Origin of the sequence: Flavobacterium akiainvivens, from assembly GCF_001278115.1 — a bacterium.
In the GTDB taxonomy this organism is placed as follows: domain Bacteria; phylum Bacteroidota; class Bacteroidia; order Flavobacteriales; family Flavobacteriaceae; genus Flavobacterium; species Flavobacterium akiainvivens.
The window spans coordinates 1,273,539-1,296,055 of the sequence record NZ_LIYD01000005.1; the positions used below are offsets into that span (position 1 = coordinate 1,273,539).

Consider the following 22,517-nt stretch of genomic DNA (forward strand, 5'->3'; position numbering starts at 1 on the left):
TCTTATTCTTACAAAATTTGTTTTTAATGGCTACTTTCCTGATCATACTTTCAAGCATACTTTTACTATTTACAGTAATGTCGCTCATAAAAAGTGATTACTGGACCTTTAGGGTTTTTGACTACCCACGCCTGCAAAAATTTGTACTGTCGGCAGCCTGTTTACTACTACTGCTTATTTATGTAGACCCTCACACATGGGTATTTCTTGTTTTTGTACCCCTAATGGCTGCAAACCTGATTTACCTGGCATGGCTTATATGGCCTTTTACTATGTTTGCCAAAAGGCAGGTATTGCGCATTGAACAAAAACGGCCGGATGACCAGGTGTGCGTTATGATATCTAATGTATACCAGGATAACACAAATTACAACGGCTGTGTGGCTGAAGTACAAAAGGCTAACCCCGACGTGCTATTATTGCTGGAAACCAATAAAGCCTGGGATAACGGTACAAGCAAGCTAAGTGAAAAGTATAAATACAGCGTAAAGGTACCTCTGGAAAATACCTACGGCATGATACTCTACTCTAAGCTTGAGCTTAAAAACAGTGAAATAAAGTATATGGTAGAAGATGGTATACCCAGCATACACACCCGTATTGTACTTAAAAGCGGCCGCGAAGTGCAACTATATGCCGTGCACCCCACTCCACCAGTACCTAATGAGAATCCTCGCTCTACCGAAAGGGATAAAGAATTATTGTTAGTGGCCGACCTTGCCAAAGAAAACAAGCTTCCGGTTATTGTAGTGGGCGACCTTAACGATGTAGCGTGGAGCTATACTACAGAGTTGTTCCTTAAAATGAGTGGGCTGTTAGACCCACGCCGTGGCAGGGGATTTTTTAACACTTTTCATGCGCACTACCCTTTTTTACGATTTCCGTTAGACCATGCTTTTATATCGCCTGATTTTAAGCTGGTGGGCATGAAACGCCTTAAAAACTTTAAATCAGACCACTTTCCTATTTACATACACCTGCAGTATGAACCTGCAGCAGAATATGAGCAGGCCCCCCTTGAGGCTGATGCAGATGATATAGAACTGGCAGAAGAGAAAAAAGCCAAAGAATAAAAAAGGGCTGCATCATATTAGTGCAGCCCTTACTGTTTTAAAGCCGAAAAATTATTTTTTAGCAGCTTCTTTAATGCTTATGGCAAAACCACCACCCGGCGCTATAAACTGGTCAAGTTTTGTTTTGCTGGTTACGGTTATGGTTTTAATTTCATAATGCTGTGGGTTCTTGTCAAAGCTGGCGTCTTTAGCATCGGCATAAATGGTAGCAGTATACTTTTTACCTTTTGGCAGGAAGTCAAGGTTTACCTTAGCTGTACGCTTATTCTCGTCAGTAATGCTGCCTACAAACCATTCTTCTTTACCCTTAGCCTTACGGGCAATAGTAATATAGTCGCCAGGCTCGGCTTCAAGCACGTAGGTATCATCCCAGTCTACTGCCACATCTTTAATAAACTGAAAGGCATCTAAAAAACGGTTGTAGTTATCCGGTAAGTCGGCAGCCATTTGCAACGGGCTGTACATGGTTACATAATAAGCAAGCTGCTTGGCAAGCGTAGTATTTACACGCTGGTTACTGCCTGTGCCATAGTAACTAAGGTCGGTTTGGAAAATACCCGGAGTATAGTCCATAGGGCCACCCATAAGGCGTGTAAACGGCAGTATGGTGCCGTGCTCAGGCGCTAAGCCTCCCATGGCTTCAAATTCGGTTCCACGGGCGCTTTCCTGCGCTATCCAGTTAGGGTATGTACGGTTAAGGCCTGTAGGGCGCACCGCCTCGTGGCTGTTTACCATAATGCCATAATCAGCTGCGCGCTCAGCCACATGAATGTAGTGGTTAACCATCCACTGGCTGTCGTGGTGCTCGCCACGCGGTATAATAGTACCTACATAACCTGATTTAACAGCATTGTATCCGTTATCTTTCATAAACTGGAATGCCCTGTCAAGCCTTCTTTCGTAATTTGTAGCTGAAGCCGATGTTTCATGGTGCATCATTATTTTTACACCTTTGCTTTCGGCATATTTGTGCAGCATTTCCACATCAAAGTCAGGGTAAGGTGTTACAAAGTCAAACACTTCCTCTTTCCAGTTGCCTATCCAGTCTTCCCAGCCTATGTTCCAGCCTTCAACCAGTACGGCATCAAAACCGTGCTTAGCCGCAAAATCAATATATTCTTTTACCCTTTCGTTAGTAGCACCGTGCTTGCCGTTTGGCGTAAGCTTACTGAAATCATCAGTTAGCTTTACGTTGTTTTCTTTACCGTAAGCCCATGTACTACGGCCTGCCACAAAGTATTCCCACCAAACACCTATGTACTTTACAGGTTTAATGAACGATACATCTTTGTACTTGGTAGGCTCGTTAAGGTTAAGGATAAGCTTAGAAGCAAGTATATCGGTAGCTTTATCGCTCACCACAATAGTGCGCCATGGCGATGACTGTGGTGTTTGTATATAGCCTTTATTGCCCACTGCATCTGGTGTAAGGTGGCTGCTGAATACAAAGCCGGTAGCATCTACATTAAGTTGTAGTGCCGGGTAATTGATAAGCCCGGCCTCGTGTATGTTGATGTAAATACCATCCTGGGACTTCATCATGCTTGGGGTTTGCACCGATGGATTTTCTATAGGCCTCTGGGCATTGATTTCAATAGTAGCTTTTTTCTGCAATCCCGGTATTTCAGATATTTTAGAAGTGGTATAGGCATACTCATTAGTATCATAATCGCCCGGAATCCAGAATATCTTGTGGTCGCCCGCCAGCTTAAACTGGGTATGCTCTTCTTTTATAATAAAGTAACTTAATCCATCCTGCTTAGGGAATTCATACCTAAAGCCAAGCCCATCGTTAAACAGCCTGAAACGGATAACAATGTAGCGGTTGTTGTTTTTAGCCTGTGTTAGTGTTACAGCAAGCTCGTTATAATTATTACGGATGGTTTTCTGCTCGCCCATTACCGGCTCCCAGGTATCATTAACGCTTACCTGTGCGGTGTTGGTTACAGTAAAGCCATCTGTAAAAGAAGGCACATTTTTAGCCTCAATACCCAGTGTGCTTTGCTTTATTACCGGCTTGTTTTTATAAGTAAGCTGGTAAGTGGGCACACCGTTTACCAGTTCAAACTTCATACTGAAGTTTTTATCCGGCGAGGTAATGGTTTGCGCAGCCAGTAAAAACGGGCATAACGCAAGCAGTAAAAGGGTTAATCTTTTGAAATTCATTATCTGGGTTTAATTAATTTTTCAAAATGCGGTATTCATACGCAGCCAGGTTAACGTTTGCCGGCAGGTTAGCAGCAGTACCTGTAAGGCCGTCTGTCCAGGTTTCAGCAGCAAGCTGTGCCGGCAGTATGTAGTTGGCATTTGCGTTAGTAAGGTTAGCTAAGATAAGCACTTTTTCGCCGTCTTTTTCCATTGTAAAAGCACTCACGGCATTACTGCTGTAACCGGTATAGGCACCGCGCTTAACGGCATTACTACTTTTCCTGAAGGCAATAATCTTTTTGTATTCTTCAAGCATGTCATTATCGGGCGTACTCCAGTCTATAGGGGCATCATTAAGGAAATCAATACGCGGCACGTAGCCTATTTCCTGTGCGTTATAGACCATAGGTACTGATTTCATGTAAGAAGCCACTACAAACGCCGCCATAGAGCCACGCGCACCATTAAACAGCTCCATAGCCGAACCGTGGCTAAGGTTAACATCGTGGTTGGTGCTGTAGCGAATTATACGCCAGTCATAATTATAGTTATTGGCATATTCACTGGCATTTACATCTTGAAGATGTGTGGCAGGCTTGTTGTCGTGGTACACTTCATCAAGCGCAGCAAAAAAGCCAAAGCCAAATGTATAGTCAAACCCTGCAGTAAAATGGTTAAAGCGGCTGCCCTCGGCGAGCATTAGCAGCTTTTGGTTTTTCTTGATACCGCGAAGTGCTGTGTTTGCTTCTGCCCAAAAGTTTTGTGGCACATAATCAGCGGCGTCACAACGGAAACCGTCTATATTGGCATTGTATACCCAGTAAGCCATGGCATCTATCATAGCTTTACGCATTTCGGTGCTTTCAAAGTTAAGTTGCGCCACGTCGGCCCAGTTGGTTCCCGGGGGGCTTATAATGTTGCCCTCTTCATCCTGCTGGTACCAATCAGGGTGCTGTGTAATCCAGGCATTGTCATACGATGTATGGTTAGCCACCCAGTCCAGCATTACGGCCATATCAAGGCTATGCGCCTCGTTTACCAATGCACGAAGGTCTTCAAGCGTACCCATTTGGGCACTAATGGCAGTATAGTTTTGTACCGAATACGGCGAACCCGCTGCACCGGCCATGTTAACCTGGCCTATTGGATAAATGGGCATAAGGTATACTACATTGGCACCCAGTTCTTTTATATAGCTTAGCCTTTGGCGCACGGCATTAAGTGTACCTTCGGGACTAAAAGAACGTACATTAACCTGGTAAATAACGGCATCCTGCGGCAGCGGCATATTAGCAAACGGCTGCCCATACTGCTCATAATTAAAACTTTGCGCCTGTACTGCATCATCATCGCTGCATGAAAGCAGCGCAACAGAAGCAAATAAGCTTAAAAATATCTTAGATAATTTCATTGTATATCGTGTTAGGTAATGGCCACACCCCTCCTGTTACCGGAGGGATGCTTAAAGCAAAGTTTAACCCAAACTTTACAGTATTGCCATTACGTTTTTTAATTAGTTTAAGGTTACGCTATAGGTTGCTTCTGTTGGGAACGTTTGCCCCTGGTCAGGGTAAGACGGCAATGAGAAGGTTACGGTATAGTTACCGGCTTCGGTTACATTGTGTGCCCCCTGGTTGTCAAACAGCATGGTGGTGCCATTAGCATCAGTACCATAGTTTACCGCCCACTGGTCGTTAAAGCGGAATTTAAGTGCACCGGCAGTAAGGCTGCCCGTCCAGGTCCATTGCTCATTCTGGTAATCCCAGCTCATATCGGTATCGGCATCCCAGCTGCTTGGCGTGGCTGTACCAATAATACCAAATGAATATGGCGTTAGCGAATATGTAAGCGTGTTAAGGTCTACCTTAATTTTGTAAGTACCTGCACCCGGAGCCGAAAGGTTGCCGTCGGCCATGTGGGCCAGGCCACCATTGCCGTCAGGGCCATAAAAATCAGACCAGTCCTGAGTAGTGGTAAACTTAAACTCAAGGGCATCGGCAGTAAAAGTCAGCAGGCCTTCAAACACACCTACATCAACAGCATTTACCGTAGCAGCCGTAGCAGGGTTCCAGCCCTGGTACTGCCCGGGAAGGTAAAGCTGTGTAAGGGTTATTTGCTGTACAAACGGTGTAACCGTAAGTGGTATGGCATGAGAATATACTGTGCGGTCCATTGTAGCCGCTACCCTAACTACCAGTTCCCCGGCCACATCTTCAGGCAGGCCAAAATCAAGGGCTATTTCATTAAGGTCGGCACCCTGAAAGGTTTTGCTCAGTACGTCCTCGCCTACAGTAATGCTAAGGGCATTAGCCCACGCGGTTGACCCAATGGTATCGGCCGGCACATCAATCTGTAGCATATAGGTTACAGGCGCCGTTACAGGAAACTGCACGGCATCCCATGAAATTGTGGTAACGGCCTGATACCTGTTTTCGGGTGTAAGCACCACATTGTTTGGGGTTGCCACAACCTGGCCTTCAAAACTAACGGCTTCCAATACGGTAAGGGTATCGTCCTGCGAGCACGAAGCCGCCATAAAAAACACAGCGCAACCGGCTATAAGCTTATTTATATAGTGTTTCATAATTGATTTTAATTAGGTTAGTAGCCCGGGTTTTGCACCAGCAGGTGGTTAGCATCCATAGCTGCGGTAGGTATTGGGAACAGTTTCCTGTACTCCTGAGAGGCACCCCTGAAAAGGTTGGGCTGCAGGAACGTACCAAAACGAATCATGTCCTGGCGACGGTGGCCTTCAAAATGAAGCTCAAAAGCACGCTCGTTATACACATCTGTCAGCGTGGGGTTAGCGGTAAGGGCACCAAGGCCTGCACGCTGGCGCACCTGGTCAATAAATGGCTTTGCAGCACCGGTATTACCCAGGCGCACATTGCACTCGGCCATCATAAGCAGTACATCGGCATAACGGAAAATTGGGAAGTCGTTACTTGCACCGCCACCGTTTGCAATGCCGGCTGGGTAAAACTTAACGCAACGCACACCGGCCATAGGCGCAGCACCCGGATTATCAAGCGATGTAACGTTAACAGCATAGTTTATACCACCACCCTGATTGCCTACTAAAAACTGGTTGCGGCGCATATCGGCAGCATCAAATTTTTCATAATAATCCTGTGGGATAATGGTACCGTTCCAGCCGCTGTAGCCAAACAATGTTTGTGCATGAGGCCCATACAGGCTACGCACAGCATATATATTGCGCGATACCACATCGGCCGTTGCAAATATGCTCCAAATGGTTTCATCATCCGGGTTTACATCGCCAAACAGCTCGAAATATTCATTACCCAACGGACTGTTTTCGTTAGCAGCGCCACTGTGCAGCGTAAAGGCACCCTGGCTTACTACCTCGCATGCTGCAAGACATTCCTGCCAGCGAGGTGTGCCGGTATATACCTCGGCATTAAGGTATACCTTGGCAAGCAGCGTGTAGCCTGCCCACCTGTTAAACCTGCCATAGTAAACACCGCCTTTATCAGCGGCAAGCTGGTCTACATAAGTGGTAAGTTCGCTCACAACAAAATCATACACTTCCTGGCGGCTGGCCTGCGGAATCTGGTCTACCGTAATATTGTTATCTGTATAAAAAGGTATGTTGCCATAATCATCCATAAGCAGGTAGTAAAAAAATGCCCTCAGCACGTGTGCTTCGGCTATTTTAGACTGTTCTGCACCACCGTTTTCAAGCAGCTCAACAGCAAGGTTGGCGTTAAAAACCGACTTGTACAGCCAGTTCCAGGTGTTTACCACAATACCATCTGTAGGCAGCCACTCGTGCTTGTAAAGGCGTGCAAAATCAAGTTGCCAGTCGCCCGTGTTGCGGTGCGGTATTACCTGCTCATCAGAACTCATACAGTTAAGGTCATACCAGCTGTTATCGGCCCCGGCATAGCCCACACCGCCCCAGTTGCCCGCTACCTGGCCGTAAACGGCTGCAAGTGCTGCGTTAGACCCTTCCGGCGTACCGTAAAACTCATCTGATATATATTTATCATAAACTTCTTCGCTCACATCTGTACAGCCCTGTAGCGGCAAAAGTGCTGCACAGGCCAAAAGTGATATATATAGATTTTTCATTTTCATAGTTATTTAAATCGTACGTTTAAGCCCAGTGCAATAGTCCTGGTGCGTGGGTAAATACCGTTGTCTCCACCGGCACCGTTGCCTCCTGTAAAGTTTAGCTCAGGGTCTATGCCTGTATAGTCGGTTATCAGTATCAGGTTGCTTCCGGTTACCGAGAACCTAAGCCCTTCTATGTACTTGTTGTCTTTCACATTAAGGTTGTAGCCAATAGTGGCGTTATCAAGCCTTATGAAAGAACCGTCTTCAAGGAAAAGGTCTGACTGGTACTGTGAAGTATATATGCCCAGTGGCACAGCGCTTGCCAGTATGTTAGAACGGCCAATGTTTTCGGTATAACTAAGTGCAGAGCGCAGGCCGTTGTACACTTTGTTTCCGCCTGAACCCCTCCAAAGCATAGAGAAATCAAAGTCTTTGTAACGGAAGGTTGGGTTAAACGAAAACGTATATTTAGGAAGCGACTGCCCTGCAAGGTACCTGTCAGGACTGGTATTGCCCTGGTCTATAATACCATTGCCATCGCGGTCTACCACGGTTTCGGCATTCTGGTCGGTTTTACTTTCGTGCTGTAGTATGTTGAAGACACCTATTGGCTGGCCTTCAATCAGGTAAGTACTTGGCCCCCAGCCCACATTGTTTGTATTAAGCGGCACACCGTTTATGCTTCCACTAAGGCTAAGCACCTCGTTGCGAAGGAAGGTAACGTTACCGGCAAGGGTAAGGCTCATATCATCTGTACTGATAACATCATAAGCAAGCGATGCCTCTATACCTTCATTACGCAGGCTTCCCACGTTTGCCATAATAGTTGGGAACGGGAACGGCGGCTGTGGCACTGTATAGCTGAACAACAGGTCGTCAGTCTTAGCGGTAAACACGTCTACCGTACCGCGAAGGCGGTTATCTGCCATAGCGAAATCTACACCTATATTGGCCTGTTTCTTGGTTTCCCACCTTAAGTCGGCATTATCGTTTTGGGAAATGGCAAAATTGGTAATTTGCTGGCCGCCAAAGTAAGTAACACCATTAGCGCCTACCAGCGAAAGCGAGTTTTGCGGGCCAAGTCCAGACTGGTTGCCCACCACACCATAGCCTACACGCAGCTTAAGTTCGTTAAAGGTAGTCTGGTTGGCCATAAACGGCTCTTTTTCTATTTGCCATGCTGCCGATGCCGATGGGAAATTACCCCACTTGTGGTTTGCACCAAATACTGAGGATGCATCGCGGCGCAGGCTGGCCGTTAGCAGGTAGCGTTCCTTAAATGTATAGTTAACACGGCCCAGGAATGATACCAGGGTACGGTCGTTTTTATAAGATGAGATATCGCCCGGGCGCACAGCACTCAGGTCGCCAAGCTGCATGGCATTGTAGGTGGTAATATCATTAATAAAACCGCGTGCCTGGCTGTAATTGCCCTGGTACATTTGGTTTTGCCATTCATAAAGCCCTAATACATCTATGGCGTGGCTGCCAAAAGTATTCCTGTAGTTAAGGCTCATGTTCATAAGCTTTTCATTAGTCCTGTTATCGCTAATGTTAGCAAAGCCCTTTTGGTCTATGGCGTTAGCACTGGTAGATTCTACCGGAAGGAAGAAACCGTTGCTGCTGCTTGATTTCCTCCAGGAACCAAACCATGAAGCCGTTAGCCCTTCAACCACATCAAGGTCGGCACGAAGGCTACCAAAGAAGTTGTCGTTTTGTTCTTCGCTGGTAACGGTTTGCGATACAGCATACGGGTTAAGGTACTGGAAAACGTTAGGATCTGTAAAATAAGTGCCATCTGTATTATACACCGGGTCTGTAGGGCGCATAAGGTAGGCATTTGTAATAAGGTTTGATGTGAACGATGCACGGCCTATGCTGGCTACCATACGGTTAATATCGCTGGTACCGGTATTTAGGTTAAAAGTTAGCTTAAGCCTGTCGTCAAGGGCTTTTTGGGTAGCCTGAAGGCGGCCTATGTAGCGCTTGTTGTTACTTTCTATAACCACACCATCCTGAAGAATAGCTGTTACCGATGCACGGTAGTTAAATTTGTCGGTACCTCCGCCAAAAGACAGGTTGTAATTTTGGGTAAAGCCTGTTTGGGTCATAATATCAAACCAGTCAGTATCAGAACCATGGTTTGCCGAAGCCGGAACGCCGTTAAGCTGTGCCTGCTGCCACCATTGGTCTGCACTAAGCATATCAAGCTTTTTAGGGATAAAATCAAAAGAGGTATTGGCCGAAAATTCTACCGATGTAGTGCCTGCCTTGCTCTTTTTAGTTGTGATGATAATAACACCCGCTGCACCACGCGAACCGTAAACGGCTGTGGCACTGGCATCTTTAAGCACATCCATTGAGGCAATTTCGCCCGGGGCAATTTGGTTAAGCAGGTTCATATCACCCTGCACTCCGTCTACTACCACAAGCGGATCGCTACCGCCTATAAGCGACGATATACCGCGAATCCTTACATAAGGTGCAGAACCCGGCTCGCTGCCTGTTTGGGTAACCGTTACACCGGCCAACTTGCCACTCATAAGCTGTAGCGGACTGGTTATTGCACCCTGGTTCATGTCTTTGGCCGAAATTGAGCCTACCGCACCGGTAACGTCTTTTTTACTGGTGCTGGTGTAGCCCACTACCACAAGTTCTTCCATTTGCGCCGCATCGGGCACAAGAGCTATAGTGCCAGGGTTTTGAGAGGCTGTAAAGGTTTTGGTCTGGTAGCCCAGGTAGGTAATGCTTAGCACTGCATCAGGCCCTGAAACATTGATTTCAAAGTTACCGTCTTCATCAGTTACAGTTGTTTTACGTGTGGCATCTTCCATAACGGTTGCACCCGGCAGCGGCATGCCAAACTCATCTACCACACGGCCTTTTACAGGCTCCTGTATAAGCGTTGGCCAAAACACCGGCGCCGTTCTTTTCAGCATTACCTGTGTGCCGCGCACTATGTAATTGGTATCGGTTTTTTTGAATATTTTTTTAAGCACACCGGCTATTTCTTCGTTTTTTACACGGATAGAAACAGTCCTGTTAAGCTCTACATCGCTAAGGCTGTACACAAAACGAAAATCTGTGCTTTGCTCTATGGCCTCTATAACCTTTTCAACGGTTGTGTTGTTTAAATTAAGCGTAACTGTGCTCTGGGCATAGCTACTTGCCTTCATGTTAAACATAGCGACCAAAAACAGTAGGGTTGTAAGTTTCAATTTCAGGTCAATTTTAGGCAAAGGAATATCTAAACCAATGCCTTTTGGTTTTTTTTTCATACGTTTGTTATTGATTGTGTTAACTCTGATTTGCAATCATTCTCTAATCGGAAATTGTTCGCAGCTCTTTCCGATTTTTTTATGTGCATTTGGGTCAGTTTCTACTCATAAGCATATTGGGTTTTGGGTTAAGGTTTGGGTTATTTTATAGTAACAATATTATCTTTTATGGTATAGGCAAAGCCGTTAAGCTCATGGAAATAGCCCAATACTTTTTCAACAGGCTCATTTTTAAAACTGGCGTTAAAGCGCTCATTAGCAAGGGTATTATTGCTGTTTGTAATGGTTACATTATACTGCCTTTCCAGCTTGCGGCAAATGTTTTTAAACGTCATGTTCCTGAAAACCAGCTCGTTTTTTACCCATGCGGTGTAGGGATGCGTGCTTACTTCTTTAACCTTAATAACCGTATTACCCTTAGAAAGGCTACCTTTATAGCCCGGTTCCAGCATTGTGCTTTGGGCATCAAAGGTTTTACCGGCGGTATATAACCCTACCGAGCCCTCTACGAGCACTACATCGGTACGGGCATCTTCAGGGTAGTTAGACACGTTAAAATGCGTACCCAACACCCTCACATTCAGCTCATCGGCATTAACAATAAAGGGATGTTTTTTGTCTTTAGATACATCAAAAAAGGCCTCGCCGTCAAGATAAACAGTACGCTCCTGCCCTGCCAGGAATTTTACAGGATAACGTAGCGTAGTACCGGCATTAAGGTGCACCACAGTACCGTCTGACAATTGCAGCTGAAAATGCTTGCCATAAGGTATCTTTAACGTATTGTAAACCAGCCCTTCCACATCAGCATCATTACTGTATGTAATGGATGTTTTGTCCTGGCTGCCCACCACATTTCCTTCTGCATCAATAATTTGGGTAGAACCATCTTCTTTTATAACCTGAATATCGCCATTTTCAAACTGCAGGGTAATCTCAGTACCATCAAGCTGTAATACAGGCTTTTTAGCCTCCTCATTATTTTGCAGGAAAAACCAGCCGCCTGTAGCCATAATGGCAAAGCAGGCTGCCACGGCAGTATAGCGTTTCCAGTATATTTTCCGGATTTTAGGCTCATTTTCAATAACTTGCTCTTCCTGTTGGGCACGAGCCATAATGTTTAAAAACAGGGTATCACTCCTTTCCTGTGTGGGTTCAGGTAATGTTTCGAGCAGGTATTTTACCTCTTCAACGGTAGGGAAATCTGCCGTTAAGTGGTTGTCTTTGCAGTATTGAAGTACTTTTTCTGCTTCAGCAGGGCTACACTGTCCCTTTATAAATTTCTGAAGCAGTAATTTTATGTCCGTTGATTCGTTCACGGCGGTTGTATTAGCGGTTTTATATAATACAGCCCGAAACCGTTTTAGTACTATTCAAACGTTATATTTTTTTACAACTATTTTTCAAGACAAACATTTTCAATACGTTACAAAATAAAAAATCACCCGCAGGTGATTTTCAATTAACAATATTAAGGTTTGGTTTTGTTGCTTATGTATATTCATCATGTGCCTTGAGGTATACCCGCAGGCTTTCGAGCGCCTTACTCATCTGGTTTTTTACGGTACTGACCGATATGCCCAGCTCATCGCTTATCTCTTCATAAGTCATCCCTTTTTTACGGGACATCTTAAATATCTTTTTCCTGCCCGGCGGAAGCTCTTTAATCGCCTGTTTTTCAAGCTTTTTACAAAAATCTTCGCGCACAGCATAGTCGGCCTGTTCATAGGCTTCCTGGCTCGTGTGGAATACCTCTTCTTTGAGTGCGGCATCGTTAGCAGCCTTGTTCAGCATATTAAATGCCTGATTTCGAGCTATGGTAAACAGGTAAGCCTTAAATGATTTGGTGGTATCAAGGGTTTCGCGGTGCAGCCAAATCTTTAAAAACACCTCCTGAACGTTCTCCTCGGCAAGTTCTTTAGACTTTAACAGACTTATGCTGTAGCCGTAAATATCTTTGTGATAAAGGTCAAACAACGTGCGGAAAGCCCTTTCTTCAGAGGCTTTCAGCGCTTCTACCAGCAGTACATCACTATGGTTGTTGCCTTCAAACATTGCTCATTCCTTAATTTTAAACCACTTAAATTATGATAACATCAAATTTATCATAAAAAAATCTTAATGCGCAAATTTATAACATACAATCTTTTTGCCCAAGGCTTCAATTACCTATTTTTAGGCCTGTTGCTATACAATAACAACACACCTAACCCCGTTTATTGCCCATATATAGTACTTTGCCTATATTTGCCGCAAAACACAGCCTATGAAAGCCCTTGTTGCCCTTATAGCCACCGCCCTGCTTACAGTTGCCGATGCCTCTATGCTCGGCATTAAAATAGGCAGCCCGGAGAGTGCCCTTACCAAACTAACTATCAAACAGATAGCCAGGAGTGGCGAGACAACCAAGTACCGTACAGACAACGGTAACGACTTTGTGGTAACTACCGAAGAAGGTAAGGTGGTGTTCATGGAAAACGACTGGAACCAGAAAGCCGAAGGCGGTTCTACCCTTATACCGGGCTTTACCTTCGGGCAAACATCGCTTAAAGAAATACGTAAACGCTTCGAAACCAAAGGGTTTGTTTATGCTCACAACCAAAACCTCGTTACTAAGGAATACCTGTATGAATTTCACTGTTTTGAGGTAGAAAACCCTGTACCTCAAATACTTGTAGTGGTAACCAAGATACCGTTTGCCACCAATGTTACCGAAAACACTGATATTGCCACCAAGCTGAAACTGGATGCCATAGTACTGGCCGACCCTGACTACCTTGAGTCTTTGTGGGGCGAGCAAAAGTCTTATTCTGAAGGGAATAAGCGTGTGCGCCTATAATTTACATTTGTCAAAACCATAAATTAAAAGCCCCCATCGATGATGGGGGCTTTTCTTACATATTAACACAATTTTAACGCTAATTTTTCACTTTCGGAATTCATTTTCACGGTGTGAAACAGTAAAAACGTCTCTCCTGAAATTATTTCTGCGCTTTAACGGTTAGTGTAGCCGGTTTTAACCCGTTTCCGGTTGCGGTCAGTTCAATGCTACCTGCCTCGCCGGTGCTTTGTATAATAACCTGCGCCAGCCCGCTAAACAGTTTTCTTTTCCATTGCGGTGCCGGGGTAAATATCCTTACCAGGCCGGGGTTCATGTTTATAAAATCCCACGGGCGGTTTTTAAGTATGGGTGTGGCTACTATGGCTATGCTGTTAGCCCCTGTGTGCAGTATGTCATGAGGCAGTACCAGCTCAGCCTTTTGCTTAAGGTTAGCCGCTACCAGCTTACCGTTTACGTAAACCGACTGCTCTACCCCTATATTACTGCTAAACAGGGTTATGGTAGCATCTTTTTGCCATTGCGGCAGTGTAAAGCTGCCCCTGTATACCAGCGCCGGTGCCTTTTGGCCAAACTCCTGCGTGCGGTCGTCCTTAAAGGCATTGTCCCAGCCCGTGGCATCATAGCTTTCGGTTACCAATGCCTCGTTACCTGTAGTGGCGGTAACTATCTTCTCCTTAAGGTTTTCAATAGGTGCGGTTTCTATGGTTTCAATAAAGCGGTCGCGCTCTAAAGATGACGGGTTACCATTACCCACGCCTATTATCCTGCCCGGGCCTTTTATGCTAAAGCCCACCTCGTCTTCGGCAGTAGGCACTGCGAGGCCGTTTTTGTCTTTAACGGCTACGGTTACCATTACAATATCAGTATCGTTAGCCTTAATAGTGCTGGCATTCCCCGTAAGGGCAAGCGTCGCCGGGGCTTTGGTAGTCTGTATCCTGTCGGTAAGTACCTTTTTGCCGTTTTTGTAGCCCACGGCCTCAAGTGTGCCGGGGGTGTAGTTTACCATCCATTGCAGGTGGCTGTTGGCCTCCATCTTCTTTTTGCCCAGGCTCTTTTTGTTCAGGAACAGCTCTACCTCATCGCAGTTGCTGTGCGCCCATACTTCAATGGGCTGGCCTTCCTTACCTTCCCAGTTCCAGTGTGGCAGCAGGTGCAGTACCGGCTCATTGCCCCACCAGCTTTTCAGGTACCAGGCATCGTCTTTATAAAACCCGCACTGGTCTACCATGCCAAAGTATGTACCTATAGACGGCCATGCATAAGGCGTAGGCTCGCCGCGGTAGTCAAACCCCGTCCAGATAAACATACCCCCCAGGTAATCGCGGCTTGCATAGTGTTTCCAGCCGTCTTCAATGCTTATAAAACTGCTGTTTGGCGCTTTGTCATAAGCGGGAATATGGTGTTTTTCATCATCACGGAAATACACCCCGCGGGTAGCGTGCGTACTGCCCTCTTCGGTTCCCCAGATGCTTTGTGCAGGAAACAGCTTGTGCTGGTCATCGGTACTCTTGTTTACTATATAGTTTATGCCCAAAAGGTCGAGCGTAGTAGTAATGCCCTTACTGCCTATGCTGCCGCTAAAGGCCGCCGTGGCAGGGCGTGTACTGTCAAGCGATTTTACATACCCCTGCATGGTTTGGGCTATGCGCGCACCGCTTACCTTGTTTTCTATGCCCCACTCCTCGTTGCCCACACTCCAGCTTATTACGCTTGGGTGGTTGCGGTCGCGGTCAATAAGGCGCTTTAGGTCGTCTTTTTGTAATAGCGAACTGCCCATCATACGGTGTTCATCTATAACCAGTATGCCCAGGCGGTCGCAAACATCAAGCAGCTCTGGCGTAGGTGGGTTGTGCGAACACCTGTAGGCATTGCTGCCAAACGATTTTAGCACTTTAATACGGTATTCCTGTAGCCCGTCGGGCATGGCGCTGCCCACCCCGGCATGGTCCTGGTGGTTGTTGGTGCCCTTTATTTTTACGTGTTTCCCGTTAAGGAAAAAACCTTCGTTATTATCAAAGCGAATGGTGCGTATGCCAATGGTAGTCGTGTAAGTATCTATCGCCTTTCCATTATCATAAACAGTAGTGGTTAGCGTATACAGGTGCGGGTTATCCAAATCCCAAAGCACGGGCTTATCAAGCGTTAGCTGAGATACAACCTCCTGCGTTTTATACGGCAGCACATACAGCTCCAAAAGGTTATCGGTAGCCACTTCCTTACCCTGTGCATCAGTTAGTATGTGCTTCATGGTAAAGTTCCTGCGCTGCAGGCCGTCGTTCTGTACAGCAACCGAGATGGAAAGTTCTGCCTGGCCGTCTTTAACCTCGCTGGTTACAAACGTACCATCAGTGGCTACATGCAGCTTATCAGTCTTGTTGAGCCACACATGCCTGTAAATGCCTGCGCCCTCATAAAACCAGCCTTCCTCAAACGTGGCATCGGCACGCACCACAATCTGGTTGTCGCCGCCATAGTTTACATAATCGGTAATATCATACTCAAAGCCCAGGTAGCCGCTGGGTTCGTTGCCCATATAGTGGCCGTTTACCCACACCTCGCTGTTGCGGTACACACCATCAAAAGCAAGGCTTATGCGCCTGCCAAAATCACTTTCAGGTATGTTTATAACCTTGCGGTACCACCCAATGCTGGCCTCCGGAAAATTGCGGCCTATGGCTTTAAATCCGTGGCTCAGGCTGCCCTTTTGGTCAAAAGGCTGCTCTACCGCCCAGTCGTGCGGCAGGTTAAGCAGGCGCCAGCTGCGGTCGTCAAACGCGGCCGTGGTTATACCCTCGCCATAACCCGTTTTGGCCAGGTGCGAAAAGTAGTTGGTGCCATAGTTGTAGTCTTTGGTAAAATCAGTGGCATGGCCAAAGGCAAAGCGCCAGCCCTTATCAATATTAAAATGCTCTCGGGTTGTTTGTGCCCAAAGGCTGCCCAGGCCGGCAACAGCCAGCAGCAGTGTAAACAGTTTTTTCATGAAGTCTGGTTTTGGCAGGTTAATCGGCCTGCTGTAATATATTTTCTATTGCAGAAAGCTCGGTTTCGCTAAACGCATAGTTTTTTAATGCCTCTAAAGAATCGGTTATCTGCCCCGGCTTGCTGGCACCAATAAGCACCGATGTAACACGGTTATCCTTTAGCAGCCATGCCAGCGCCATGTGGGCAAGCTTTTGGCCACGCCGCTGTGCAATATCATTAAGTGCGGCAATCTTGCTTAGCTTGCCTGGCGTAATGTGGTTTTCGTTAAGAAACACTCCGCTTGTTGCCACGCGCGAATCTTCGGGTATGCCGTTAAGGTATTTATCCGTAAGCAGCCCCTGCGCTAATGGAGAGAACGGTATGCAGCCCACACCTTCGCGCCCCAGCACATCCAGCAGTCCGTTTTCAGGGTTGCGGACAAACATGCTGTATTTAGGCTGGTGGATAAGGCAGGGCGTGCCCAGTTGCTTTAGTATACCAATGGCTTTTTCGGCCTGTTCTGCATTATAGTTAGAAAGGCCCACATACAGTGCCTTGCCCTGGCGCACAATAAGGTCAAGCGCGGCCATGGTTTCTTCAACCGGGGTTTCTGGGTCGGGCCTGTGGTGGTAAAAAATATCCACATACTCCAGCTTCATGCGCTTAAGGCTCTGGTCAAGGCTCGATACCAGGTATTTTTTAGAGCCCCAGTCGCCATAAGGGCCATCCCACATGGTGTAGCCCGCCTTAGACGAAATAACCATTTCATCGCGGTAGCCGTTAAAATCGCGGTGCAGTATCCTGCCAAAGTTCTCTTCTGCCGAACCCGGTGGCGGGCCGTAGTTGTTGGCAAGGTCAAAATGCGTAATGCCCGCATCAAAGGCGGTTTTTATAAGATTGGCGCTGTTTTCAAAGTTATTAACGTGGCCAAAGTTGTGCCACAGCCCTAATGAAAAGGCCGACAGCTTTATACCCGAAGCCCCGCAACGGCGGTACTCCATAGACGTATAACGGTCTGGTGAAGGTTGGTAGGTCATGGTTTGATTATATTGCTGCCCCAAAAATAAGGCAAAGTGTCTGTATGACTATATAACGTTTAAAAATTCTAACAATCTTATACTCTAATGTCAAAAAATCGAATCATCCAACAATCGAATCATCCAACAATCGAATCATCCAACAGTCGAATCATCCAACAGTCGAATCATCCAACAGTCGAATCATCCAACAGTCGAATCATCCAACAATCCAACAATCTAATTCTGAGGTACAATAACCGCCGCTACCCCGCCGCCCTCAGCAAGGTGAAACGTTAGTTTTGTAGACGATGTTACCGTAACCGTTTCGCGCCTGTAGTCAACCGCAGCCTTATCGGCATTTACGCCGTCTTTAAAAATCTCGGCCTTGTAGGTCTTGCCTTTTTCAAGGAACGAGAAATCTATGGTAATATCCCTTGCCGTCCAGTTGGTTATAGCGCCCAGGTACCAGTTGCTGCCTTTTTTTCGTGCGACAGATACATAGTTGCCCACGCTGCCGTCAAGCGCTACAGTTTCATCAAACACGGTTGGTATTTTGGCAATAAAATCAGTGCTTTCCTGCTCTTTTTTGTAAGCCGTAGGGCTGTCTGCCATCATTTGCAGTGGTGCCTCAAAAATGGTGTACAGTGCCAGCTGGTGGCAACGCGTGCCCTGGCTTTTTGGCTTACTGCCAACCGACCTGAACTGTTTCTTAGTGGTGTTGTCCATAGCGCCCGGGGTGTAGTCCATAGGCCCCGCCATCATACGGATGAACGGAATGGTACAATCATACGTTGGTACATCGTCATCCGGTGTCCATTTGTTGTTTTCCATACCCTTAACGCCTTCAAAATTCAGGATGTTAGGCCACGTACGCTGAATACCCGTAGGCTTGTACATGCCGTGGTAGTCTATCAATAGCTTGTGATTGGCGGCTTTCTCTGCAATGGTGTAAATAGACTGTACCATCTTGGCATCGTCTCGGTCTATAAAATCCACCTTAAAGCCCTTAACGCCCATATCGGCATAATGCTTAAATATTTCGTCGGTTTTTTCGTGTACGGCCATCCATGAGGCCCACAGTATAATGCCCACGTTGCGTTGCTTTGCATAGGCAATAAGTTCGGTAAGGTTCACATCGGGGTTGTGCTCCATAATGTTATTCTCAATACTCCAGCCTTCATCCAGCACCACATATTCCACCTTGTTTGCCGATGCAAAATCAATATAGTATTTGTAGGTAGCCGTGTTAATACCCGCCTTAAAATCAACACCGTAGATATTCCAGTCGTTCCACCAGTCCCATGCTACCTTGCCGGGCTTAATCCAGCTTACATCTTTAATTTTTGATGGGTCAGAAAGCTTCTGCACCATATCGTTATTGGCCAGGTCTTTGTCGTTTTCGGCCACCACCACTATCCTCCAGGGGAAGCTGCGCGTGCCTTTGGTTTTCACCAAATAGTCGGCACGTTTGGTAACAAGCATGTTAATATCATGAAAACCGCCATTCACTTCCTCCAGCGGATAGCCTGCAAACACGCCTTTAAAGCTGTTACCGCCGTTTTGCGATACAAACAGGCCCGGGTAATGCTCAAGCCCCGCCTCAAGAAACACCGCTTTTTTCTTAGGCGAAACTTCTACCAGAAACGGTAAAAACGCCAGCGTGTCTTTCTTAAATGCAGATACCTTCTGGTTTTCATACAGCGCCTCAAACGATGAGATAAGCATATCCTTCGGGTTGCGTAAATCGCGCACATAAGGCACAAACGTGTTGTGGTCGGCCGTAAAGTTAAACACAGCTTCCTCGCTTTTTACGGTAATATCTTTTTTCCTTGCGGTGATAAAACGGTACGCCACACCATCGTTATAGGCACGGTACTCTATACTGAAGTTATTTTTAAACGTAAGCACCAGGCTGTTGTAGTAATCCTGTACCTGTTTCTTTTTATACAGCGGTGTGGCAAACGTGGTGTTAACCTGTGCCGTTTTGGCGCTTTTAACCGTAGCCGACTTACCCAGTACCTCACCGCCTTCCAGCGTAAGCGACATGGGCGACTGCGCCAGTACCACATCACTTCCGTGAGAAACAGTCCACGTAATTTTATCGGTAACCGAAATGCCCACCTGTAGTTTACCATCGGGCGAGGCCAGTTTGTAGTCGTTTGATTTTTGTGCAAATGCCGCCCAGCCGAACGCCAGGCACAGCAACAGTAGTATTTTCTTCATTTGGTTTGGTTTATGGTTTGGCTATACTAAAAAGGTTCCCTGCGTCACGTGTCGGGAACCTTAATAACCTAAACTTAATTTTTACTTTTAATGGTATTGATGAGGCCCAGCACGGTTGTGGTATTGGCCTCAAGAGTGACATAATCGCCGGTTGTGGTAACGGCAGCCGTAATAAGGTTACTGCCCATACCCACGGCAGCTGCACCACTGCCCAGCCATGCGGCAAGGCTTTCTTCGGTAGCCTGCACGCCGCCGGTAACCATAAAGTCGAGGCCTTTAAACAACGGCTTTATGGCCTGTAAAAAGCCCGGTTGCAGCACATTGCCGGGAAACAGCTTTATGGCCGAGCACCCTGCCAGGCGCGCGGTGTGTATCTCCGTCGGGGTCATGCAGCCCGGCATCCACAGTATGTTGTTATCGCTGGCAAAACGGCTCACACCCTCATCAAAAAACGGGCTGACCAAAAAATCGGCACCGGCTTTGGTAAAGGCTTCTGCCTCTTCAGCAATGGCAATAGTACCCACACCCAGTAACAGCCCGGGCATGTTAGCACGTTCGTTTACCAATGCCTCAAAATTTGGCAATGCCTGTGGGCCTCGGTTGGTAAACTCAATGCACCGCACCCCTGCCCTGTACAGCGCGCGGGCAACCTGCACGCAAACTTCAGGGTTGTCATTGTAATACAGTGGCAAAAGCCCCTGTTCTTTTATGGTGGTAATTATCGCGTTTTTATCCATTTGTCATTCTTTTAGTAACGTCATCTACGGTTTGTGTGGTGGCATCGCCCTGTTCATACAGCTTGCCTGTAGCGGCTGCGGTTGCAAAGCTTACGGCATACTGCGCATCGTTTTGGGTATACAGCCCATAAACAAGCCCCGCCATAAAACAGTCGCCACTGCCTACCCTGCCGGTAGCGTTTACGGTATCATACACGCCCGATACACTCACTTCGCCACCCTGCAATGCCACAGCCCAGTAATTAGCCTGCATCCTGAAGGTATACGCGCACGTGTGTACACCGAGGTATTGCTGCATAATACCGGCCATGCTTTGTTTGGCAAGTTCTAATAGTTCAGACGGCGGTTCGGTACCATCGGCAGCGCAGGGTACGTCCAGTAGGCTGTTGGCCGACCATATATTGCCCATTACCACATTGCAATACGGCAAAATATCATTCATAATTACCGGTGGCTGAACGCCATACTGCCACAGCTTTTGCCTGTAATTAAGGTCGATCGATACCGTAATGCCCCTCGCCGCCGCCGCTTTAGCCGCCTCAACACACACAGCTGCCACTGTGGCGTTAAGTGCAGGGGTAATGGCGCTAAGGTGCAGCCACGAACAGCCTTTTAGAGCAGCATCCCAATCAATATCGCCGGGCTTTAACCCGGCAAAAGCCGAGTTTTCGCGGTCATACACCACGCCGCTGCTTTTTATTTCATGGCCTTCGCCAAGGTAATACATACCCAGCCGGCCATTGGTTTTTAATATATGCGCGGCATCTATATTTTTAGATGACACATACTGTAATAGGCTATCCGAAAGGTAATTATCCGGCAGTGCCGTTACATACCCCACAGGCAACTGCCAGTTGGCCAATGCAGTAGCCACATTAAGCTCTGCCCCGCCTATGTAAAACGGCAATGCGCCCTGTGCCGCCCAGTCATCCTGGGGAGACATGCGCAGCAGCAGTTCGCCAAAGCATAGTATTTTACCCTGCATATTGTTCTTCAAGGCTTTTTATAATACCCAGTTCAAGCCCCCTAAGTTCTGCCAGGCCGCGCAGGCGCCCTATAGCCGAATAGCCGGGGTTTGTTTTTTTGGTAAGGTCGTCCAGCATCTGGTGGCCGTGGTCAGGGCGCATAGCTATTGGGGTTTGCCTTTGGTGCATAACCTCTACAAGCGCCTTTACCACGCCATACATATCTACATCGCCCTCCAGGTGGTTGTCTTCATAAAAATCGCCGTGGGCATTGCGGCGGGTACTGCGCAGGTGTACAAAGTTTATCCTGCTGCCAAACTGCCTTACCATTTCCGGCAGGTTGTTATCGGCCCTTACGCCAAACGAACCCGTGCAAAAACACAGCCCGTTATTAAGCGATGGTACGGCTGCTATAAGCGCCTCAATATCACTTGCCGTGCTTACCACGCGCGGCAGCCCCAGTATGGCATACGGCGGGTCATCAGGGTGAATAACCATCTTAACCCCGCATTCATCGGCCACAGGCATAATTTCAGATAAAAAGTAAATCAGGTTTTGCCTCAGCTTAGGGGCATCAATACCCTTGTAGGTATCCAGCGCCTGCTGAAACTGCTGTAGCGTAAAGCTTTCCTCGCTGCCCGGCAGGCCTGCAATAATATTGCGTTGCAGTTGCTGTTTCTGCGCATCATCCATACCGGCAAAGCGCTCTTGGGCACGGGCAATATCCTCAGCGGTATAATCGGCTTCGGCATTGGGGCGCTTCAGCATAAAAAGGTCAAAGGCCACAAAAGCAGCCTTTTCAAAACGCAGTGCCTTACTGCCGTCTTCCACCTCATACTCAAGGTCGGTTCGCGTCCAGTCCAGCACCGGCATAAAGTTGTAGGTAACCACATAAATGCCGCACGCCGCAAGGTTGCGCAACGATTGTTTGTAGTTTTCTATATACGTAAGATACTCGCCGCTTTGGGTTTTAATGCCCTCGTGTACAGGCACGCTCTCTACCACGTTCCATACCAGCCCGGCGGCAGCCACCTCATCTTTACGCTTGTTAATTTCTTCAATTGTCCACACCTGCCCGTTAGGTATATGGTGCAGGGCGCTTACCACGCCGGTGCACCCTGCCTGGCGAATGTCGGCCAGGCTTACAGGGTCTTTAGGGCCATACCAGCGCATGGTTTGTTCCATGTTCAG

General features: G+C 47.1%; 15 protein-coding genes. 2 read left to right on the forward strand and 13 right to left on the reverse strand.

Annotated features, from left to right (window positions below; genetic code table 11):
* The first annotated feature begins 26 nt into the window (after window positions 1-26).
* Window positions 27-1,073 (forward strand): endonuclease/exonuclease/phosphatase family protein, encoded by a 1,047-nt coding sequence (locus AM279_RS05795; RefSeq protein WP_054406805.1) that lies wholly within the window; start codon window positions 27-29, stop codon window positions 1,071-1,073.
* 51 nt (window positions 1,074-1,124) lie between these two features.
* Here the strand turns inward: AM279_RS05795 and AM279_RS05800 are convergent, their stop codons facing one another.
* From AM279_RS05800 to AM279_RS05830, 7 genes are all read right to left on the reverse strand, one after another.
* Window positions 1,125-3,239, reverse strand: coding sequence for a glycoside hydrolase family 97 protein (locus AM279_RS05800; protein ID WP_054406806.1), 2,115 nt, complete (start codon window positions 3,237-3,239; stop codon window positions 1,125-1,127).
* A gap of 13 nt (window positions 3,240-3,252) precedes the next feature.
* Window positions 3,253-4,632, reverse strand: coding sequence for an alpha-amylase family glycosyl hydrolase (locus AM279_RS05805; protein ID WP_054406807.1), 1,380 nt, complete (start codon window positions 4,630-4,632; stop codon window positions 3,253-3,255).
* Window positions 4,633-4,734: 102 nt separating this feature from the next.
* Complete coding sequence (locus AM279_RS05810; protein ID WP_054406808.1) at window positions 4,735-5,805, reverse strand: SusE domain-containing protein; 1,071 nt, start codon at window positions 5,803-5,805, stop codon at window positions 4,735-4,737.
* A gap of 17 nt (window positions 5,806-5,822) precedes the next feature.
* The gene (locus tag AM279_RS05815) at window positions 5,823-7,316 is read right to left on the reverse strand and encodes a RagB/SusD family nutrient uptake outer membrane protein (RefSeq protein WP_236688498.1); all 1,494 of its coding nucleotides are present in this window, start codon (window positions 7,314-7,316) and stop codon (window positions 5,823-5,825) included.
* 8 nt (window positions 7,317-7,324) lie between these two features.
* A complete protein-coding gene (locus tag AM279_RS05820) occupies window positions 7,325-10,579 on the reverse strand; it encodes a TonB-dependent receptor (protein WP_054406810.1) in 3,255 nt (1,084 codons plus the stop codon).
* A 140-nt stretch (window positions 10,580-10,719) separates the two neighbouring features.
* Window positions 10,720-11,898 (reverse strand): FecR family protein, encoded by a 1,179-nt coding sequence (locus tag AM279_RS05825; protein WP_054406811.1) that lies wholly within the window; start codon window positions 11,896-11,898, stop codon window positions 10,720-10,722.
* 172 nt (window positions 11,899-12,070) lie between these two features.
* The gene (locus AM279_RS05830) at window positions 12,071-12,634 is read right to left on the reverse strand and encodes an RNA polymerase sigma factor (protein WP_054406812.1); all 564 of its coding nucleotides are present in this window, start codon (window positions 12,632-12,634) and stop codon (window positions 12,071-12,073) included.
* Between the two features lie 211 nt (window positions 12,635-12,845).
* Between AM279_RS05830 and AM279_RS05835 the strand changes: the two genes are divergently transcribed.
* Entirely contained in the window at window positions 12,846-13,418 is a 573-nt protein-coding gene (locus AM279_RS05835; protein ID WP_054406813.1) for a hypothetical protein, read from the forward strand.
* Window positions 13,419-13,560: 142 nt separating this feature from the next.
* Here the strand turns inward: AM279_RS05835 and galA are convergent, their stop codons facing one another.
* From galA to uxuA, 6 genes are all read right to left on the reverse strand, one after another.
* Window positions 13,561-16,401: a beta-galactosidase GalA gene (gene galA, locus AM279_RS05840; protein WP_054406814.1), complete on the reverse strand. Its 2,841-nt coding sequence runs from the start codon at window positions 16,399-16,401 to the stop codon at window positions 13,561-13,563.
* Between the two features lie 19 nt (window positions 16,402-16,420).
* A complete protein-coding gene (gene mgrA, locus AM279_RS05845) occupies window positions 16,421-17,419 on the reverse strand; it encodes an L-glyceraldehyde 3-phosphate reductase (protein WP_054406815.1) in 999 nt (332 codons plus the stop codon).
* A 219-nt stretch (window positions 17,420-17,638) separates the two neighbouring features.
* Window positions 17,639-19,624: a glycoside hydrolase family 97 protein gene (locus AM279_RS05850; RefSeq protein WP_054406816.1), complete on the reverse strand. Its 1,986-nt coding sequence runs from the start codon at window positions 19,622-19,624 to the stop codon at window positions 17,639-17,641.
* Between the two features lie 74 nt (window positions 19,625-19,698).
* On the reverse strand, window positions 19,699-20,361 hold the full coding sequence (locus tag AM279_RS05855; protein ID WP_054406817.1) for a bifunctional 4-hydroxy-2-oxoglutarate aldolase/2-dehydro-3-deoxy-phosphogluconate aldolase: 663 nt from the start codon (window positions 20,359-20,361) through the stop codon (window positions 19,699-19,701).
* Window positions 20,354-21,358 carry a sugar kinase gene (locus AM279_RS05860; protein WP_236688499.1) on the reverse strand — a complete coding sequence of 335 codons (1,005 nt, stop codon included), beginning with the start codon at window positions 21,356-21,358 and terminating at the stop codon, window positions 20,354-20,356. Before AM279_RS05860 ends, AM279_RS05855 begins: the two co-directional genes overlap by 8 nt.
* On the reverse strand, window positions 21,336-22,511 hold the full coding sequence (gene uxuA, locus AM279_RS05865) for a mannonate dehydratase (protein WP_201782571.1): 1,176 nt from the start codon (window positions 22,509-22,511) through the stop codon (window positions 21,336-21,338). Before uxuA ends, AM279_RS05860 begins: the two co-directional genes overlap by 23 nt.
* Window positions 22,512-22,517 lie beyond the last annotated feature (6 nt).

Coding starts and splice junctions, on each gene's coding strand:
- AM279_RS05850 (WP_054406816.1), bottom strand. CDS start 19,624: ATGAAGAAAATACTACTGTTGCTGTGCCTGGCGTTCGGCTGGGCGGCA.
- AM279_RS05805 (WP_054406807.1), bottom strand. CDS start 4,632: ATGAAATTATCTAAGATATTTTTAAGCTTATTTGCTTCTGTTGCGCTG.
- AM279_RS05795 (WP_054406805.1), top strand. CDS start 27: ATGGCTACTTTCCTGATCATACTTTCAAGCATACTTTTACTATTTACA.
- AM279_RS05800 (WP_054406806.1), bottom strand. CDS start 3,239: ATGAATTTCAAAAGATTAACCCTTTTACTGCTTGCGTTATGCCCGTTT.
- uxuA (WP_201782571.1), bottom strand. CDS start 22,511: ATGGAACAAACCATGCGCTGGTATGGCCCTAAAGACCCTGTAAGCCTG.
- mgrA (WP_054406815.1), bottom strand. CDS start 17,419: ATGACCTACCAACCTTCACCAGACCGTTATACGTCTATGGAGTACCGC.
- AM279_RS05835 (WP_054406813.1), top strand. CDS start 12,846: ATGAAAGCCCTTGTTGCCCTTATAGCCACCGCCCTGCTTACAGTTGCC.
- AM279_RS05830 (WP_054406812.1), bottom strand. CDS start 12,634: ATGTTTGAAGGCAACAACCATAGTGATGTACTGCTGGTAGAAGCGCTG.
- galA (WP_054406814.1), bottom strand. CDS start 16,401: ATGAAAAAACTGTTTACACTGCTGCTGGCTGTTGCCGGCCTGGGCAGC.
- AM279_RS05855 (WP_054406817.1), bottom strand. CDS start 20,361: ATGGATAAAAACGCGATAATTACCACCATAAAAGAACAGGGGCTTTTG.
- AM279_RS05810 (WP_054406808.1), bottom strand. CDS start 5,805: ATGAAACACTATATAAATAAGCTTATAGCCGGTTGCGCTGTGTTTTTT.
- AM279_RS05815 (WP_236688498.1), bottom strand. CDS start 7,316: ATGAAAAATCTATATATATCACTTTTGGCCTGTGCAGCACTTTTGCCG.
- AM279_RS05820 (WP_054406810.1), bottom strand. CDS start 10,579: ATGAAAAAAAAACCAAAAGGCATTGGTTTAGATATTCCTTTGCCTAAA.